Raw genomic sequence first — 17,340 nt, 5'->3', positions numbered from 1 at the left:
GTCGGCCAGCGCACCGTGGGTGAACGCGACCACGTCATCCCGGCCGTCACCGGTGAAATCCGTCGGCGAACCACCGAAATAGCGGGCGGTCGGGCGGCGGTGGCGTGCCGCAGTTGTCGCTGACCAGGAACCGCTGGTTGTATTGGCCGGGATACGGCGCGAGCGAGACGCCGTTGATCGAGATGACCTGGCCGACACCGTTGTAGAGCTGCTCGTAGTGCAGGTGCGCGCCGGAGGAGTTGCCGGTGCTGCCGGTGATCCCGATCTGCTGGCCCTGCTGCACGTAGGCGCCGTCGGGCACCGAGTAGGCGCTGAGGTGGAAGTAGTAGGTGGTCCATCCGCCGCCGTGGTCGATGACGATGTAGTTGCCGGCGCCGCTGGGCTGCGAGTAGCGGCGGGCCACTCCGGCGGCGGACGCCATCTGGGGCGTACCGCCTGTGACACCGCCGTCGGCGCGGACGAAGTCCAGCGCCTGCCGCACCTCGGCGCTGTGGTGGCTGTACGTCCACCGCTGCCCGCAGGGGAACGGTGCCTTGAAGGTGGGCGCGGCGAGTGCCGGTGACGGGGCGACCGTCACCGCGGTGAGGGTGGCCGCGGCCAGGGTGAGCAGCGCGACGAGGGCCCGCCGGGCGGGACTCGTCGGGAATCTGGGCATGCGGTGACTCCTCGTCGGAAGAGGGATGCACTGTCGGAGCGGCGCGTGGGCGTGTCGAGCCAGGGGCCGGTGTCGCCGATGGGCGGGCCCTGACAGTTCGCGTCGGAGAGAGGGGCGGCTGGCGTCCCGATCGGCGGGACGGTGGCGCTGAGGAGAAGTGAAACCGCAGACTTCGGAGCCTGTCAATACCCGACGGGGTGGTGAGTGCCGGCGGAAAACTTCCTTCAGCGTCGCTTCCGCCCGGCCTGGCTGCGCGGCGTGCAGGCCGACCCGCCGCGAAGATTCCTGCCCTGGAGGGAAAGCCGGGCGCGAAGTATTGACAACCGTGGAAGTATCGAAGTTAACTCGCCAGCAATCGATTTCTCATGGCTCCTACGGCCGCTCGGAAGGGACACCGATGAGGCTTCGCATCGGCCGTTGGGCCGGCGCCGCAGCAGCCGCGCTGCTGGCCGTTGCCGTGCCCGCGACCTCGTCCGCCGCCGCGCCGGCCGCCACGTCGGCGCCCGCTCCCGCTCTCGCCGTCGCCGACGACAAGGGACCGATCGGCTGGGACGCCTACCGCCGGCTCGACCGCCTGCCGGAGCTGGCCGCCGGCACCCGTACCCACCAGTTCTCCAGCTTCGGCCGCGACGGCTCCAACGACGACGGCTTCGTCGGCACCTGGTCGTGTCTGCGTCGGAGTGGGGGATGTGTGATCGCCGAGGCACGCGGTCCGGGCGAGGTGCAGTCGATCTGGTTCACCCGCGACGACGGCAACGTCCGCGCCACCGGCTGGATCCGCGTCGAACTCGACGGCGTCGTGGTCGTCCAGGCCGACCTCCAGGATCTGGTGGACGGGCGGCTCGGCAGCCCGTTCGTCGCGCCGCTCGTGAGCAACGCCGACCAGACGTCCGGCGGCGTCACCGTCAAGGTGCCCATGCCCTACCGGGAGTCCATGCGGATCACCACCCAGAACAACCCGCTGTTCCACCACGTCACCTACCGGACCTTCGCCGACGCGGCAGGGGTGCCCCGGTTCGATCCGGCCGACCCGGCCACCGACGTGGTCACGCTGCTGCGCGCCGCCGGCACCCGCGACCCGAAGCCCGCCCAGGCCGGCGCCTCCACCACGCGCGCCACCGTCACCGCCCCGGCGCAGGGGCAGGTGTCACTGGCCGCCCTGACCGGGCCACGCGCGATCACCGCGCTGCGGCTGCGCGTACCGGACGCCGCGGCCGGGGCGCCGACGCTCGCCGGGCTGCGGCTGCGTATGACGTTCGACGGACGTACGACAGTGGACAGCCCGGTCGGCGAGTTCTTCGGTGCCGGGCTGGGCGAGCACAGCGTCCGGTCGCTGATGTTCGCCATGGACTCCGCGCCCGGCGGCTGGTACAGCGCATGGTGGCCGATGCCGTTCCGCACCGCCGCCGCACTGACGCTCGTCAACACGACAGGCGCCACAGTCGGCGGCGTCGAGGTCGAGGTGACGTCGGCGCCCGGCACCGAGTGGACGTCCCGGCTCGCCGCCGACGGCAACGCCGGCTCCTTCACCACCCAGTCACGCCGCGCCGAGACGGTCGGCGGCACCGACTGGATCATCGCCGACCAGTCCGGGCGGGGCCGGTTCGTCGGCGTCTCGCAGACCATGCGCGGCCACATCATCGGCGGCAACACCCGCAACTACCTGGAGGGCGACGAGCGGGTGCACGTCGACGGCTCGCCCACGCCGCAGATCTACGGCACCGGCACCGAGGACTTCTACGAGTCGGGCTGGTACTTCAACCGCGGCGCGTACAGCGGCGTCTTCACCGGCAACACCGCCCACCTGGTCCGCGGCGGCGGATGCGCCGACGAGTGCGACGCCGCCTACCGGCTCATGATCGGCGACGCGGTGGCGTACGGCACCGCGCTGCGCTTCGGCATCGAGCACGGACCGGCGAACGACATGCCGGCCGAGTACGCCTCGACCGCGTTCCTCTACACCCAGCGCACCGTGACCACGCGCCGGACCGACACCGTCGTCACCGGCGACGCCGCCAGCCGCGCCGCGCACGCGTACACCGACTCCGGGGCGACCCAGACCGCGCTCAGCTCCGCCTTCGAGGGCGACGACGACAACGTCCCGCAGACCGGCCAGGTCCGCGCCACCACCGCACCGGTCCGCTTCCGGCTGGCGATCGACCCGGCCAACCAGGGGGTACGGCTGCGCCGCCACGGCGACCAGGCCGGCGGCTACCAGCAGGCGGCCGTGTCGGTGGACGGCACCCCGGCCGGGGTGTGGCTCCAGCCGCTGGGCAACGACAGGCAGCGCTGGCTGGCCGACGAGTTCGTGCTGCCCGCGGCGCTGACGGCGGGCCGCTCGGCGGTGACCGTCCAGCTCACCCCGGCTGCCGGCGCGCCGGCCTGGACCGCCGCCCGGTACCTGGCCGACAGCATGGTGGCGCCGTTCACCGACACCGTCGCCCCGGCCCCGGTCGCCGGACTCGCCCTGACCGGCGGGCGCATGCACGCGCTGGGCCTGACCTGGTCTCCCTCCGCCGACGACGTCGGCGTGGTCTCCTACCGCGTCTACGCCTCCCGGAACCCGGGGGTGGCGATCACCGCCGCCAACCTGGTCGGCACGACCCGTGCCACCACGTTCCGGCACGGCCCGCTGCCCGCCGCGCAGACCCGCCACTACCGGGTCGTGGCTCTCGACGGGTCGGGCAACGCCGCCGCGCCGTCGGCGGAGGTGTCGGCCACCACCCGTACCCGCAACACCAGCGACGCCGACGGCGACCGCCGCGACGACGCCGTCGACTTCACCCGCGGCGCCGGCGCCGACGTGTTCACGTCGCTCTCCGACGGCACCCGGTTCGTGCCGGACAGCCGGCCCTGGAACGACTTCTTCGCGATCGGCGCGGAGGTGCCGCTCACCGGCGACGTCAACGGCGACGGCCGCGCGGACGTCATCACGTTCACCCGTGGCGACAGCGCCGACGTCTACGTCGGGCTCTCCACCGGCTCCGGCTACTCCGCGGGCGTCAAGTGGCACGACTTCTTCGCCGTCGGCGCCGAGATCCCGGCGGTCGGCGACGTCAACGGCGACGGCCGCGCCGACATCATCACCTTCACCCGCGGCGCCGCCGCCGACGTCTACGTGGCGCTCTCCACCGGCTCCGGCTTCGGGCCCGGCGTCAAGTGGCACGACCACTTCGCGCTCGGCGACGAGTTCCCGGCGGTGGGCGACGTGGACGGGGACGGGCGGGACGACATCGTGACGTTCACCAGGGGTACGACCGGCGACGTGTTCGTGTCGCTCTCCGACGGCACCCGCTTCGTGGAGGACGGCTGGAAGTGGCACGACAGCTTCGCCACCGGCGACGAGCTGCCGGCGGTGGGCGACGTGGACGGGGACGGGCGGGACGACATCGTGACGTTCACCAGGGGTACGACCGGCGACGTGTTCGTGTCGCTCTCCGACGGGGGCCGCTTCGTGCAGAACTCCTGGAAGTGGCACGACCACTTCGCCTTCGGCGACGAGCTGCCCGGGGTGGGGGACTTCAACGGCGACGGCCGGGCCGACGTGGTCGCGTTCACCAGGGGCCTGACCGCCGACGTGTTCGTCTCGCTCTCCACCGGCGGTGGATTCGGGCCACCGGGCAACCGCTGGCACGACCGGTTCGCCCCCGGCACCGACCTGCCCCGCCCGAGCGTGTCGTGATGCGCGCCCGGCGTGCCCTCGCGGCGCTCCTGCTCGGGGTGGCCCTGGTGGCGGTCCCGGCCGGACCGGCAGCGGCCGACGACCCGGTCCGGTTCGAGGCCGAGTCGCTCGCCGTCGTCTCCGCCACCGCGCCGGTCGGCGCGCAGGCCGACTGCTGCGGGGTGAGCTGGTCCGGCGGACGGCAACTGTGGTTCCGGGGCGCCCGCGCCGGTGACGCGGTGACGCTCGCGCTGCCGTCGGTGCCGGCCGGGCAGTACGACCTCGGCGCGGTCCTCACCCGGGCCGGCGACTACGGCACGCTGCGCTTCGCCGTCGACGGGGTGGCGGTCGGCCAGCTCTTCGACGGGTACGCGGGCGCGGTGCAGCGCACCGGGGCGGTGCCGCTGGGCTCGGTGTCGCTGACGGCCGGCACCCACCGCCTCACCGTCACGGTGACCGGCCGGTCCGCGTCCTCCACCGGCTTCTTCGCCGGGCTGGACACGGTGACGCTGCGTCGCGTCGGCCCGCTCGCGGCGGTCACCACCACGCCGTACGAGACGCTCGGTGAGACACCGGCGCGGGGCGCGTCCACACGCGTCTACGACCCCGGCGCCGGGGAGTCGACGACCTGGTACTACAACGACCACACGCTGGTGCGGCACGAGCAGACCGGCGTGTGGCACCTGTTCGGCATCACCCACGCCGAACCCGGTGCGCCGCAGGACGAGAAGGTCTTCGGGCACGCCACCGCGCCCACCCCGACCGGCCCGTGGACGAAACGGCCGGTGGCGCTGGCCGCCGACCCCGGGGCCGGGGAGCAGTGGATCTGGGCCCCGCACGTCGTCCAGCACAACGGCGTCTACTACATGTTCTACGCGGCCGGGAACCCGGACTACGCCCGGTACCGCATGCACCTGGCCACCTCGACCGACCTGTTCACCTGGACCCGAAGCTCCGCCAACCCGCTGTTCACCGACGGGTGGGAGGGCCGCGACCCGATGGTGACCCGGGTCGGCGACCGCTGGGTCATGTACTACACGGCCACGTCGAGCCCGTCCGGCGGCAACCATGTCGTGGCGTACCGGACCAGCACCGACCTGCGCTCGTGGAGCGGCCGCGCGATCGCGTACACCTCGCCGCACACCGGCCGGGCGGGCGGGCAGACGGAGTCGCCGTTCGTGGTGCGCCGGGGGGAGTGGTGGTACCTGTTCGTCTGCTGCGACGGCACAGACTACGGCGCCGCGTACCGGCGCACGGCCGTCTACCGCAGCCGCGACCCGCTGCGCTTCGACGGCGCGGAGAAGGTGACGGTGCTGGACGCGCACGCCGCCGAGGTCGTGGTGGACGGCTCGAACTGGTACCTGACCCACGCCGGCTGGGGTCAGGGCGGGCTCTGGCTGGCGCCGCTGACCTGGTCGACCGGCGTGGTGGCGCGCGGCTGGACGGTGACCACCGGTTTCCTGCGCGCCGACGTGCGCACCTGGCCCAGCGCCCGGATCGCCGAGCTGGCCGTCGACCCGGCCGGGGCCGGCAATCACCGTCCCGCGCTCGACTCGTCGCACCGGGGCACCGGGCCGTACCTCGCCGTCGGCCGGTTCGACGTGACCGACCGGGCCGGAGCGCCGGCCCGGGTCGACGTGTCCGCCGACGGCTCCCGGATCAACCTGGTCGGCATCCCGTTCGGCGACGAGCCGGTCACCGCCGACTGGCTGCTCACCGTGACGCCCCGGTGGACCGGCCCTGGGTTGCAGAGCGACGTCACCTGGTCGGTGAACGGGTGGCCGACCGCAGCGGTGTGGGAGGTGGCGTTCAACATCGACGGCGCGTCCCCGCTGGTCGGCGACCCGGCGGTGGAGGCGCGGCCGACAGGTGACGTCACCGGCATGCCCCGCTGGACGATGAGCACCGGCGACGGGCTCTCGGTGGTCGCGGCGCACCGGTGGGGATCGGCCTGGCGCGGCGACAACACCTGGTACGACGCCGGCCACGCGATGGCGGCCTGGCAGCCGCTGTGGCGCTCCGGCGGCCTGTCCTGGGCGCCGGGCCAGTACGCGGGCGGCACCTGGCGTCTGACCGCGAGCGGGGTCCGGCGGGACGTGCAGTTCGCCGACGCCGCGCACACCGCGATCAACGCGATCCCGTGACCGGCGTGGACACCCGCGACGCGCCCGGCCCGAGCGGCCGGGTGGTGGTCGCGGCGACCGGAGTGGCCAAGCGGTTCGGCGGCGTGACGGCCCTCGACGGCGTCGACTTCGACGTACGGGCGGGCGAGGTGCACGCGCTGCTGGGCGAGAACGGCGCGGGCAAGTCCACCCTGATCAACATCCTCTCCGGCGTGATCACCGACTACGACGGAGAAGTCGCAGTCGACGGGACGCCGGTACGGTTCACCGGCCCGGCCGCCGCCCAGGCCGCCGGGATCGCGACCATCCACCAGGAACTCGACCTGGTGCCCGCGCTGTCGGTGGCCGACAACCTCGTGCTCGGGCGGGAGCCCCGGACCCGGCTGCGCACAGTCGACCGGCGGGCCGCGGGCCGCACCGCGCGCGAGCACCTGGACCGGCTCGGCGCAGACATCGACCCGCGCCGCCCGGTGGGCTCGCTGCGCGTCGGCGAGCAGCAACTCGTCGAGATCGCCAAGGCGCTCGCCCTGGACGCCCGCGTACTCGTCATGGACGAGCCGACGGCCGCGCTCGCCGACGGGGAGGTACGGCGGCTGTTCACCACAATCGGCGGCCTGCGCCGCCGGGGCGTCGGCGTCGTCTACATCTCCCACCGGATGGAGGAGATCGAGGTCGTCGCGGACCGCGCGACGGTGCTGCGCAACGGTTCCGTCGCCGGTGTCGTACCGGCCGGCCGGATGGACCGGCGGCGGATCGTGGCGATGATGGTCGGCGGCCGGGCCGCGTCGCTGTTCGAGCCCGCCCCGGCGGACACGGCCGGCGCTCCCGGCCCGCTGCCCGGATCGGCCGGCGGCGGCCCGTTGCTGCGTGTCACCGACCTGGCCGTGCGGCCCCGGACGCCCCGGCTCGGCCGCTGCGAGCCGGACGGCGTCAGCCTGACCGTGCGGGCCGGCGAGATCGTCGGCCTGGCCGGGCTGATGGGCGCCGGACGTACCGAACTGCTGGAGACCCTGTTCGGCGCCGGGTCCGCGGGTCGCCGCACCGGCGCGGTGCTGCTGGCCGGTCGCCCGTACGCGCCGCGCCGCCCCCGCGCGGCACTGCGGGCCGGCGTCGGCTTCGTCCCGGAGGACCGGCGCCGGTCCGCGCTCGTCCTGGACCACCCGGTCGGCCGGAGCGTCGTGCTGGCCGCCCTGTCCAGGCTGACCACGGCCGGGATCGTCAGCCGACGCCGGGAACGGGCGGCCGTCGCGCGGTCGGTCACCGACCTGGCGATCAAGACGGCGTCGGCGGCCACGCCGGTCGGCGCGCTCTCCGGTGGCAACCAGCAGAAGGTGGTCTTCGCCCGGCACCTGCTCACCGAGCCGCGGCTGCTCCTGCTGGACGAGCCGACCCGCGGCGTCGACATCGGGGCGAAGGCGGAGATCTACCGGCTGCTGCGCCGGCTCGCCGGGGACGGCATGGGCATCCTGCTCGCCTCCTCGGAACTGCCCGAGCTGCTCGGCGTCTGCGACCGGGTGGTGGTGCTGCGCCGCGGCCGGGCCGTGGCCGACCTCGCCACCGGCGGCTGCACCGGCGAGGACATCCTCGCGGCGGCGATGGGCGGCCCGGCCGCCGGAAGGGACGACCGATGACCGACACCCGAGTGCCGCCGCCCGAGCCGGCCGTGACCGGGGCGCCGCCCGCCGCCGGTACGGCCGGACTGCGCGGCGCGACGGCCCACTGGCTGCGTCGGCCGCGCAGCCGCCGGGAACTCGCCGACCGGCTCTTCGCGGTGCAGAGTCTCTTCGCGCTGCTCGTGATCTTCGTCGTGGCGATCCTCGCCTCACCGCGCCGCGACGGCGAGATCCTCTTCCTCACCGCCGGCAACCTGGGGAACATCGTCCGCGCGGTGTCGGAGATCGGCATCATCGCGATCGGGATGACGTTCGTCGTCCTGCTGGGCGGCATCGACCTGTCGGTCGGGGCGATCCTCGGCCTGTCGGCCGTCGGCACCGCGACGCTCATGGTCGACTCCGGACTCGGCATCCTGCCCGCCGTCGCCGCCGTGCTCGCGATCGGCGTGCTGTTCGGCGCGCTCCAGGGGTACGCCGTGGCCCGCCTCGGCATCCAGTCGTTCATCGTGACACTGGCCGGTCTCCAGGTCGCCCGGGGCATCGCCCGGATCTGGTCCGGCGGCCTCGGCATCCCGATCGCCTACGGCGACGGACCCCAGGAGGCGCCGCCCGCCTTCGAACTGCTGAACGGCTCGATAAACGGCGTGCTCCCGGTGCCGGCGGTGCTGTTCGTCCTGATCGGGGTGGCCGCTGTGGTGGTGCTGCGGACGACGGCGTTCGCCCGGCACGTCTACGCGATCGGCGGCAACGAGAAGGCGGCCCGGCTCTCCGGTGTGCCGGTGACGCGGGTCAAGGTCGCCGTGTTCGCCGTCGCCGGCCTCCTGGCGGCGGTGGCCGGCGTGGTGCACGCGGGACAGCTCAACCAGGGCAGCCCGAACGACGGCGCCGGATACGAGCTGGACGCGATCGCCGCCGTCGTCATCGGCGGCACCAGCCTGGCCGGTGGCTCCGGCTCGATGGGCGGCACCCTGGCCGGCGCGCTGCTGCTCGGCATCCTCAACAACATCCTCGCGCTCAACAACATCGACGCCAACGTCCAGCTGCTGATCAAAGGACTGGTGATCGTGCTCGCGGCGGCGCTGCAGAAGCTGCGCCGCGGCATCGCCTGACCGAACCGACTCCGAGGAGCCACCCGATGGACAAGCGAACCACACTGCTCGCGCTGCTGGTCACCGGCGCGCTGGCGGTCACGACGGGGTGCAGCGTCGAGAAGCCGTCCGACGACGCCGGGCAGGCCCGCGCCTGCGGCGCCGGCAAGGACTTCCTGATCGGCATGTCCCAGGCCAACAACGCCGAGCCGTACCGGCAGGTGATGAACAACGACGTGCAGACGGCGGCGAAGTCGGTGCCCGGCTTCCGCGTCGTGGTCTCCGACGCCGCCCAGGACAACAGCAAGCAGGTCGCCGACGTGGAGAACTTCCTCACCCAGAAGATCAACCTGCTGATCATCTCGCCGAACGAGGCCAAGCCGCTCACCGCTGTGGTGAAGAAGGCGTACGACCAGGGCGTGCCGGTGATCGTGCTGGACCGCAAGGTCGAGGGGGAGGCGTACACCGCGTTCATCGGTGGCGACAACGTGGCGATCGGCAAGGCGGCCGGCGAGTTCTACGCCACGACGCTGCTGCCCGACGGCGGCAAGGTGATCGAGATCGCCGGGCTGCCCGGCTCGACCCCCGCGGCCGAGCGCGCGCAGGGCTTCCGCGACGGCCTCGCCGCCAACCCGAAGATCCAGATCGTCGCCTCCCAGCCCGGCGACTGGCTGCGGGAGAAGGGACAGTCGGTGGCGGACGCGCTGATCAAGGCCCACCCGGACGTGTCCGCGATCTACGCGCACAACGACCCGATGGCCGAGGGCGCCTACCTCGCCGCGAAGTCGGCGGGCAAGGCGCAGCGGATCAAGTTCACCGGCATCGACGCGCTGCCGGTGCCCTCCGGCGGGATCAAGGCCGTCGAGCAGGGCCGCCTCGCCGCCACGTTCCAGTACGCCACCGGCGGCCGGGAGGCGGTCGAGCTGGCCCGGAAGATCCTCGTCGACTGCGCCGAGGACGTCCCGCGTACCACCACGCTGGGCACCATGCGGATCACCAGGGAGAACGCCGCCGAGGCGTACGCGAAGCTCGGTGGCCTCTGAGCGCGGGGGCCGGGATGCGCAGCGCGAGCGTGCGGCGGGCGGCGCCGGTGGTGCTCGGCGTGGACATCGGCACGTCGAGCAGCAAGGGGGTTCTCGTCGACCCCGACGGGCGGTTGGTCCGGGCCCGGGTCCTGGAGCACCGGGTCGACCGGCCCGGCCCTGGCCGGGTCGAGATGGACGGCCGGATCTGGTGGCGGGAGTTCGTCGCCCTCAGCCGGGACCTGCTGGCTCCGGGTGACGTCCGGGTGTGCGCGGTCGGGGTGAGCGGCATGGGTCCGTGCGTGCTGCTCACCGACGCCGGCGGCACTCCACTGCGCCCGGCCGTCCTCTACGGCGTGGATACCCGCGCCGGGGAGCAGATCGAGCGGATGAACGAGCGGTTCGGCGCCGACGAGATCATCCAGCGGTGCGGGTCGGCGCTGTCCAGCCAGGCGGCGGGCCCGAAGATCGCGTGGGTGGCCGACACCGAACCGGAACTGTTCGCCCGTGCCCGTCGGCTGTTCATGCCCAGTTCGTGGCTGGCCTACCGGCTCACCGGTCGCTACCTGCTCGATCACCACTCGGCAAGCCAGTGCACGCCGTTCTACGACACCGAGGCCCAGGACTGGCACCGGCCGTGGATCGACCCGTTCGCACCCGGACTGGAGCTTCCGCCACTGTGCTGGCCCGGCGACGTGGCCGGTGAGGTGACGGCCGTGGCCGCCGCCGAGACCGGCCTGCCGGAGGGCGTCCCGGTGGTGGCGGGCACGATTGACGCCTGGTCGGAGGCGTTGAGCGTGGGTGCGCAGGGCGTGGGCGACCTGATGCTCATGTACGGCACCACCATGTTCCTCGTGCACACCGTGCCGCACCGGCTGACCAGCCCGTCGCTGTGGGGCACCGTCGGCGCGCTGCCGGGCACCCGCAACCTGGCCGGCGGGATGGCGACCTCCGGCGCGATCACCGGCTGGCTACGCGACCTGGTGGCGGGCACCGACCACACCGAGCTGCTCCGCCTCGCCGAACGTTCCGGCGCCGGTGCCCGCGGGTTGCTGATGCTGCCGTTCTTCGCCGGGGAACGCACGCCGATCCTCGATCCCCGGGCCCGCGGCCTGATCGCCGGTCTCACCCTCTCGCACGGCCCCGGCGACATCTACCGGGCGGCGCTGGAGGCGACCGGGCTGGCGGTACGGCACAACATCGAGACGATCGAGGCGGCCGGCGGCGACATCCGCCGGATCGTCGCGGTCGGCGGCGGCACCCGGGGTGGGCTCTGGACCCAGATCGTCTCCGACATCACCGGCCGGGAACAGCAGATCCCGGCGCAGACCATCGGCGCCAGCTACGGCGGCGCCTTCCTGGCCGCCCGGACCGTGATGGACGTCTCGATCGAGACGTGGAACCCGATCGCCGGGGTGCGTCGGCCACGACCCGAACCCGCCGCCGACTACGACGAGCTGTACCGGCTCTACCGCGAGCTGTATGCCGGTAGCCGATCTGTGGTCCACGCCCTTGCGGCCCGGCAGGAACGCCTGCCGGGCGCGTTCCGCTCCACCCACCGTCCGCCCGCCGAGGGAGCTGCCCCGTGACCCGCTACACACTGCCCGTGCCGGTCGAGCGCCCGGCCGCCCCGCCCCGCACCGTCTACACAGTCGCCAGCGGTGACCTGCGGCTGAGCGCGAACGTCACCTGCTGGCCCACCCAGCGGCAGCTCGAAGCCGACCTCACCGCCGCGGTCACCGCGCTCGGCTGGCACGTCCGGCGCGGTCACGACGTCGACCCGGGCAAAGGACACGGCTTCATCGACAGCCAGCGCGCCGGGATCGAGGTCTTCCGGAGCATTCCGGCCGACGTGCCGCTCGTCGTGGTGGAGGCGGTCTGGCAGTACAGCCACCACGTGCTGGCCGGGCTGCGCGCCCACCGCGGGCCGATCCTGCTGGTGGCGAACTGGAGCGGCGAGTACCCCGGTCTGGTGGGCCTGCTCAACCTCGCCGGCAGCCTCACCAAGGCGGGCGTGCGGTACTCGACGCTGTGGAGCGAGGACTTCACCGACGAGTGGGCGCGCGACGGCCTGAAGAAGTGGCTGGAGACCGGCCGGGTGACGCACGACGAGAGCCACGTACGCCCGCTGCCTGTGCTGCGGCCGGACGAGGAGGTCGAACTCGGCGTGGCGCTGGCCCGGCAGCTCGTCTCCGAGCGGGCCGTCATCGGCGTCTTCGACGAGGGCTGCATGGGCATGTACAACGCCATCATCGACGACGAGCTGCTCAACCCGCTCGGCGTCTTCAAGGAACGCCTGTCGCAGAGCGCGCTGGTGGCGGAGATGGCGCGGGTGCGCGACACCGAGGCGCGGGCGGTGCTGGCCTGGCTGGAGGCGGCCGGGATGACGTTCCACACCGGCACCGACGAGGCCACCGAGCTGACGTACGCCCAGCTGCTCAGCCAGTGCCGCATGTACGTCGCCGCGCTGCGCATCGCCGACGACTTCGGCCTGGACGCCGTCGGGATCCAGTACCAGCAGGGGCTCAAGGACACCGTGCCGGCCAGCGACCTGGCCGAGGGGCTGCTGAACAACGTCGAACGCCCCCCGGTGACCAGCCGGGACGGCTCCCGGGAGCTGTACCCGGGCGTCGCGCTGCCGCACTTCAACGAGGTCGACGAGGGCGTCGCCGTGGACTCGCTGGTCACCAACCGGATCTGGACCGCGATGGGCCTGGACCCGGCGACGACGCTGCACGACATCCGCTGGGGGCAGCAGTACGGCGAGCACTTCGTCTGGGTCTTCGAGATCTCCGGTGCGGTGCCCGCGTCGCACAACGGCGGCTACGACAGGTCATACAGCATGCGTCAGCCGCCGATGTACTTCCCGCTCGGCGGCGGCACGCTCAGCGGCGTGTCGAAGCCGGGGGAGATCGTCTGGTCGCGCGTGTTCGTGATGGACGGCGGCCTGCGCGTCGACCTCGGGCGCGGCACGGTGGTGGCGCTGCCCGAGGCGGAGACCCGGCGGCGGCTGGACGCCACCACACCGCAGTGGCCGATCATGCACGCCGTGTTGCACGGCGTGGGCCGCGACCAGTTGATGGCCCGGCACAAGGCCAACCACGTCAACGTGGTCTACGCGCCAGACGCCGGCACCGCCGACCGCGCGCTACGGGTCAAGGCCGCCCTCTTCGCCGAGCTGGGCGTACGGGTGCACCTGTGCGGGGACGTCACGATCTGAGCGAGCCGGCGGCAGTGCCGCGCGACCGGGCACGGCCCACCGCGTGGCCCTGCCGGCCGGCCGACGGTGCCGAGCTGTCGCGTACCCGCAGCTCGGTGTGGAGCACCACTGTCGAGGGTGCCTTGGCCGGGTCGGCGATCCGCTCGACCAGCAGCGTGGCCGCGGTGCGCCCCAGGTCGTAGGTGGGCTGCGCGACGGTGCTCAGCGAGGGCCGGACCAGGTGCGCCCAGGGGATGTCGTCGAACCCGACGATGCCGAACGGGTCGGGCACGCCGATGCCGTTGTCCACGAGGCACTCGAGGGCGCCCACAGTCATCAGGTTGTTCGCCGCGAACACCGCGTCCGGCGGCTCGGCGGTCTCCAGCAGGGAGGCCATCGCGCGGTAGCCGCCCTCCTCGCGGAAGTCCGCGTACCGGATCAGGTCCTCGGTGGTCTGGCGTCCGCTCGCCTTCAGCGCCCGCTGGTAGCCCCGCAGCCGCTGCATGGCGGTGGAGATCCGGCGTGGGCCGGTGATGCAGGCGATCCGCCGGTAGCCGCTGCCCACCAGATGGGCGGTCGCCTGCTCGGCGCCGTGGGTGTTGTCCACCAGCACGGTGTCCACCTCGACGCCGCGTGGTTGCCTGTCGATCGCCACGACCGGGATGCGGGCCTGCACCAGGCGGCTGATCAGGGCCGGCCGCCCGGACGAGGAGATGATCACCCCGGCCATCCGCTCGGCCAGGGCCGCCGCCACGTAGCGGGCCTCCTTCTCCGGATCCTCGTCGCCGTTGCAGAGCACGACCGAGAAGCCGGCCTCCTGCGCGACGTCCTCGACACCGCGCACCATCGAGGTGAAGAACGGGTTCCCGATGTCGGAGATGATGACCGCCCAGAGGCTGGTCCGGCTGCGGCGCAGGCTGCGCGCGACGGCGTTCGGGCGGTAGTCGAGGTCCTGCGCGGCCTGCCGTACCCGGGCGGCCATGTCCGGGTCGACCGAGGCACGCCCGTTGAGGACGCGGGAGACGGTCGCCGGCGACACTCCCGCGCGACGCGCCACGTCGTAGATGGTCGTCATCGCGCTCCCGTCGTCGTCGCCCGGGCGCTCCGGCCCGGCCCCCGTCGGATGGTGACGTACCGGAGTGAGACCGCCACCGCGGGAGATCGCACGGAATCCTATACCCGTCCAGCAATCGATTTCCGACCGGGTCGATCGCGTCCCGCCGCCGCTATTGACATCGATGTGGGTGACTACGAGACTCGTCAGCAATCGATTTCTCGCCCGGTGCCGCTGGTCACCCCCACCCCCGAGGAGCACGGTGAGACGAAATCTGCTGGCGATGCTTGTCGCGCTCTGCACCGTCACGGCGGCCGGCGCGCCGGCCGCCGCCGTACCGATCGGCACGCTCGCCTGCCCGTCCGTCCCGGCCACCCACGACCCCGCCGTCACCGTGATCGTCTACCGGGTGGCCCGGTCGTACAACGTCAACGACAAGGTCATGCTCTCCACCTTCGAGGCGGGCTGGGTCGAGTCCCACATGAACAACCTGCCCTGCGGCGACAAGTCCAGCCTGGGCGTGTTCCAGCAGCGCTGGGACTACGGCTGGGGCACGCCGGAGCAGATCATGGACCCGGTCTACGCCACCACGCAGTACGTCACGCGTGCGATCACCTGCGACCGCAACAACCCCGGCTACACGGCGGGCCAGGTCGCCCAGTGCGTCCAGCGATCGGGCTTCCCCGACCGGTACGACCAGGTGGCGGGGACCGCGCGCACGCTGCTCAACCAGGCGGCGCGTACCCACGGCATGGCAGGCGGCTCGTCGACGGACGTGAACGGTGACGGCCGCGACGACATCCTCACCTTCACCCAGAACGCCTCCGCCGACGTGTACGCGAGCACGTCGACCGGAACCGGCTTCGCCGGAACGTCGGTGAAGTGGAACGACTTCTTCTCCATCGGCGGGGAGACCGCGTCGACGGGCGACGTCAACGGTGACGGCCGCGACGACATCGTCACGTTCGCGCACGGCAACACCGGCGACGTGTACGTGGCGCTGTCGAACGGGTCGGCGTTCACGTCGCCGGGCCGGTGGCACGACTGGTTCGCCCCCGGTGCGGAGATCGCCGCCGTCGGTGACGTCAACGGCGACGGCAGGGACGACATCGTCGCGTTCACGCACAACGCGACGGCGGACGTCTACGTGGCGCTGTCAACCGGGTCGTCGTTCTCGGGCACGGCGGTGAAGTGGCACGACTACTTCTCCATCGCCGGGGAGTTCCCCGCCCTGGGCGACGTCAACGGCGACGGCAAGGACGACATCATCACCTTCACCCAGGGCCCCGCGTCAGCGGCGGACGTGATCGTGTCGCTGTCCACCGGCACGTCGTTCGGGGCGCCGCAGAAGTGGCACGACCTGTTCGCCGTGGGTGCCGAGCAGCCGCGGGTGGGGGACGTCAACGGCGACGGCAAGGACGACGTCGTCACGTTCACCTGCAACGCCGACGCCGACGTCTACGTCGCCACCTCCACCGGCACCGGCTTCGCCGGCACCACCGTCAAGTGGCACGACTTCTTCTGCCTGCCGGGCGAGTTCCCCTACCTGGGCGACGCGAACGGCGACGGCAAGGACGACCTCATCGTCTTCACCAAGGGCGCCACGAACGACGTCTACGTCGCCCTGTCCACCGGCACCACCTTCGGTGCCAGCAGCAAGTGGCACGACTACTTCGGGCTCACCGGTGAGGTGACGCTGTGACACCAGGATGGGAGGCCCCCGTGGCCGGAACACGACGGAGACGGCGACGCACCGGCGTCGCCCTGCTGGCCGCGGCGCTCGCCGGCGGGATCGCGGTGCAGCCCGCGCCGGTGTCCGCGACGCCGCCGGGCCGGACCGCGCTGGACGCCGCGTTCGTGCGGGCGGCGCAGGAGTACGACGTACCCCGGGACGTCCTGGTCGCGGTCGGCTACGGCGAGTCCCGCCTCGACGCGCACGGCGGCAAGCCGAGCCAGGCGAACGGCTACGGGGTGATGCACCTGGTCAGCAACCCCGCCCAGCACAGCCTGGAACGGGCAGCGAAGTTGACCGGCGAGCCGGTCGCGCGCCTGAAGACCGCCACGCCGGCGAACATCCGCGGCGGTGCGGCCGTGCTGCGCGAGCTGGCCGACGCCGAGGGGCTGACCGCGCGGGATCGGGACCGGGTGACCGCCTGGTACCCGGTGGTGGCGCGGTACGGCGGCGCGGCCGACGACGCCACCGCACGCCTGTACGCGGACGGGATCTACGAGCTGGTGCAGCAGGGCATCCCGGGCGCGGTGCCGGTCCGGGCGCACCGGGTCGAGCCAGAGCGGGGCCGCTACGCCGCCGTGGCGCCCGCTGGCACCGCGTCCCGTACGCTCGCCGCCGCCGTGCCCGAGTACCCGCCGGCGCGGTGGGTGGCTGCCAACGGAGCGAACTACGGCGTGGGGCGGCCCAGCCGGATCACCACTGTGATTCTCCACGTCACCCAGGGTTCGTACGCCGGTACGATCAGCTGGTTCCAGAACCCGTCGGCCGGGGTCAGCGCCCACTACGTGGTGAAGTCCAGCAACGGCGAGATCACTCAGATGGTCCGCGAGGGCGACACCGCTTACCACGCCCGGTCGGGCAACGCGTACGGCGTCGGCATCGAGCACGAGGGGTACGTCGATAACCCGGCCTGGTTCACCGACGCGATGTACCGTTCCTCGGCCGCGCTGACCCGTTACCTGTGCGACAAGTACGGCATCCCGAAGAACCGCACCGGCATCAAGGGGCACAACGAGATCCCGGGCAACGACCACACCGACCCGGGACCGAACTGGAACTGGAACTACTACCTCTCGCTGGTGAACCAGGGTGGCGGGGGCCCGACCGCCCGCTATTTCGGTGGTTCGCCGACGGATTTCACCGGTGACGGCCGGGATGACGTGGTCGCGTTCACCCACGGTGCGCTGGCCGAC

The 17,340-nt window shown here is 72.8% G+C and carries 10 protein-coding genes and 1 pseudogene; 9 read left to right on the top strand and 2 right to left on the bottom strand.

The window, feature by feature from the left end:
• Positions 1-52: 52 nt before the first annotated feature.
• Positions 53-655, bottom strand: a pseudogene (locus FB454_RS34310) (M23 family metallopeptidase); the annotation flags it as partial.
• 397 nt (positions 656-1,052) lie between these two features.
• On the opposite strand from FB454_RS34310, the gene FB454_RS34305 reads away from it, so the two are divergent.
• Genes FB454_RS34305 through FB454_RS34275 form a run of 7 tightly spaced genes read left to right on the top strand, consistent with a single transcriptional unit; the run spans position 1,053 to position 13,382 of the window.
• Positions 1,053-4,337, top strand: coding sequence for a DUF2961 domain-containing protein (locus tag FB454_RS34305; protein ID WP_145824237.1), 3,285 nt, complete (start codon positions 1,053-1,055; stop codon positions 4,335-4,337).
• Positions 4,337-6,460, top strand: coding sequence for a family 43 glycosylhydrolase (locus FB454_RS34300; RefSeq protein WP_145824236.1), 2,124 nt, complete (start codon positions 4,337-4,339; stop codon positions 6,458-6,460). Before FB454_RS34305 ends, FB454_RS34300 begins: the two co-directional genes overlap by 1 nt.
• Positions 6,457-8,070: a sugar ABC transporter ATP-binding protein gene (locus tag FB454_RS34295; RefSeq protein WP_123111832.1), complete on the top strand. Its 1,614-nt coding sequence runs from the start codon at positions 6,457-6,459 to the stop codon at positions 8,068-8,070. Before FB454_RS34300 ends, FB454_RS34295 begins: the two co-directional genes overlap by 4 nt.
• Positions 8,067-9,161 carry an ABC transporter permease gene (locus FB454_RS34290; RefSeq protein WP_186461721.1) on the top strand — a complete coding sequence of 365 codons (1,095 nt, stop codon included), beginning with the start codon at positions 8,067-8,069 and terminating at the stop codon, positions 9,159-9,161. Before FB454_RS34295 ends, FB454_RS34290 begins: the two co-directional genes overlap by 4 nt.
• A gap of 26 nt (positions 9,162-9,187) precedes the next feature.
• The gene (locus FB454_RS34285) at positions 9,188-10,183 is read left to right on the top strand and encodes a substrate-binding domain-containing protein (protein ID WP_145824235.1); all 996 of its coding nucleotides are present in this window, start codon (positions 9,188-9,190) and stop codon (positions 10,181-10,183) included.
• A gap of 14 nt (positions 10,184-10,197) precedes the next feature.
• On the top strand, positions 10,198-11,751 hold the full coding sequence (locus FB454_RS34280; protein ID WP_145824234.1) for an FGGY family carbohydrate kinase: 1,554 nt from the start codon (positions 10,198-10,200) through the stop codon (positions 11,749-11,751).
• Positions 11,748-13,382, top strand: a complete 1,635-nt coding sequence (locus FB454_RS34275) for a fucose isomerase (protein ID WP_030504768.1) — start codon at positions 11,748-11,750, stop codon at positions 13,380-13,382. The genes FB454_RS34280 and FB454_RS34275 overlap by 4 nt, the downstream gene beginning before the upstream one ends.
• Here FB454_RS34275 and FB454_RS34270 read toward each other — a convergent pair.
• A complete protein-coding gene (locus tag FB454_RS34270; RefSeq protein WP_013476124.1) occupies positions 13,372-14,436 on the bottom strand; it encodes a LacI family DNA-binding transcriptional regulator in 1,065 nt (354 codons plus the stop codon). The genes FB454_RS34275 and FB454_RS34270 overlap by 11 nt on opposite strands.
• A gap of 241 nt (positions 14,437-14,677) precedes the next feature.
• Here FB454_RS34270 and FB454_RS34265 point away from each other — a divergent pair, with 241 nt between their 5' ends.
• Both FB454_RS34265 and FB454_RS34260 read left to right on the top strand, forming a co-directional pair.
• Complete coding sequence (locus FB454_RS34265; protein ID WP_145824233.1) at positions 14,678-16,117, top strand: FG-GAP repeat domain-containing protein; 1,440 nt, start codon at positions 14,678-14,680, stop codon at positions 16,115-16,117.
• A gap of 20 nt (positions 16,118-16,137) precedes the next feature.
• A partial coding sequence (locus FB454_RS34260; RefSeq protein ID WP_186461720.1) for an N-acetylmuramoyl-L-alanine amidase occupies positions 16,138-17,340 on the top strand: 1,203 nt, incomplete at its 3' end.

The sequence above is a fragment of the Micromonospora sp. CNZ297 genome (assembly GCF_007827625.1).
The sequence above is the reverse complement of the archived record's forward strand: the minus strand, read 5'-3'. Positions and strand labels throughout refer to the sequence as shown.